The sequence below is a fragment of the Vibrio sp. Vb1554 genome (assembly GCF_033344235.1).
In genome coordinates this window covers 1-1,647 of sequence record NZ_JAWPOJ010000129.1, presented here as the reverse complement: position 1 = coordinate 1,647, position 1,647 = coordinate 1, and the positions used below count along the sequence as shown (strand labels likewise).

The window sequence follows — 1,647 nt, the reverse complement described above, 5'->3', positions numbered from 1 at the left end:
TTTTAACTGGCAACTCGCTATCCGATCTGTATCAAGAGTTCAGCGAGATGATTGCCGCGCATCATCCTATTCGCAACGGTGTCACGCAGGATGCACCGATAGGCTGGTGTTCTTGGTATGCGTACTATGCCGATGTGACCGAGCAAAATGTTTTAGAAAATGTTGATTGCATGCAAGACAAGCTCGAAGACCTAGAATGGGTACTTCTGGATGATGGCTATCAAGCGTTCATGGGGGATTGGCTTACGCCGTCGGATAAATTCTCTGGCGGTGTGAAGGAGCTGATTCAAAACATTCGCGCAAAAGGCAAAAAGCCGGCGATTTGGATGGCTCCTTTCATAGCGCAGCCAGAATCTGAGGTCTTTAAGCAACATCCTGAATGGTTTGTTCGTCATCCTGACGGTCAGCTCCTTAAAGCCGAAGATGTTACCTACGGCGGCTGGCGTTGTACGCCTTGGTATATTCTCGATACGTCTAACCCCGAAGTGCAAGATCATCTAACGCACGTGGTGTCAGTGATGAGGCTAGAGTGGGGCGTAGAGCTGTTTAAGCTCGATGCAAACTACTGGGGAACACTAAAAGGAAAACGTAGTCAGTCTGGTATTACGGGTGTCGAAGCGTATCGATTAGGGATGGAGGCGATCGCCAGAGGCGCAGGAGACGCGTGGTTGCTTGGCTGCAACGCGCCAATGTGGCCATCTTTGGGGCTGGTGGATGCGATGCGTGTGTCTGATGACGTCGAGCGCCATAGCCACCGTTTTGAACAGATCGCTAAAGAGACGTTTTTCCGTAGCTGGCAGCACCGTAAGTTGTGGCAAATTGACCCAGACTGCGCGACGTTTACTTCTCTTGCTAATCAAGCTGCATCACGTGAAGACTACGAGTTTCACCGTACCGTATTATTGGCGTCTGGCGGCTTGCTTTTGTCTGGCGACCCTCTCCCGGAAATCACGCCATTTGCGAGTAAAACCTTGGCGAAGCTGATGTTGCGACAACGACGCAGCCAAGAATCTGCTAAGTTCACGGCGTTAAGTTTGAGCCATGCTTTTTTGAAACTGACGGACAAGAATGATCTACATTGTTTGTTCAATTACGCGAATCACAATGCGACTGAATTTACTCTCACAGCGGATCAGCCCGTTGATTGGTATGACTACTGGACCGGAGAAAAGCTCAACCAAGATCCTTGTCAGTTGCTTCTAGTGAGTGTCGATAGAGGTCTGAATGCCAAAGCAATAGTGACCGCGTAAAGGTCATTGAAAACGACGTATTAAACGAAAAGAGCCACTTGGGCTCTTTTCTTGTTTTTACGCGTTCTTTTTTGAGAGCGGAATAACTAAAACTCAAACATAAAGTAATAGCCATAGCCCACAATGAACGCAGGGATAGAGGAATAGACCGTTGCCATCAATGCCGCTTTGGGAGCCATGGCAATCGCGGGGAACAGTGCATCTCCATCGTTAGAAATCGCATTCGCAATCTGCGCGGATAATGGTGCGGCACCAGTAATGTACAAACTGGTGACGAGAATCTGTGGGCCGCAGCCTGGTAGCATACCGATGGCTAAGCCAGCCAATGGCATCCAGATGCCCCAATTTGAAAAGGTAGCAGCCAAATCGAGGCCTGAAAAATAGGTCGTTAATTCAA

General features: G+C 48.9%; 2 protein-coding genes. One reads left to right on the top strand and one right to left on the bottom strand.

Features of this window, described 5'->3' with window-relative positions; all coding sequences use genetic code 11:
- Positions 1–1,250 (top strand): glycoside hydrolase family 36 protein (locus R8N28_RS24255; RefSeq protein WP_318183550.1); only part of this gene is annotated, 1,250 nt, incomplete at its 5' end.
- An 86-nt stretch (positions 1,251–1,336) separates the two neighbouring features.
- Here the strand turns inward: R8N28_RS24255 and R8N28_RS24250 are convergent.
- Positions 1,337–1,647, bottom strand: a 311-nt coding sequence (locus R8N28_RS24250; protein WP_318183549.1) for a putative manganese transporter, incomplete at its 5' end; no start/stop codon positions are given.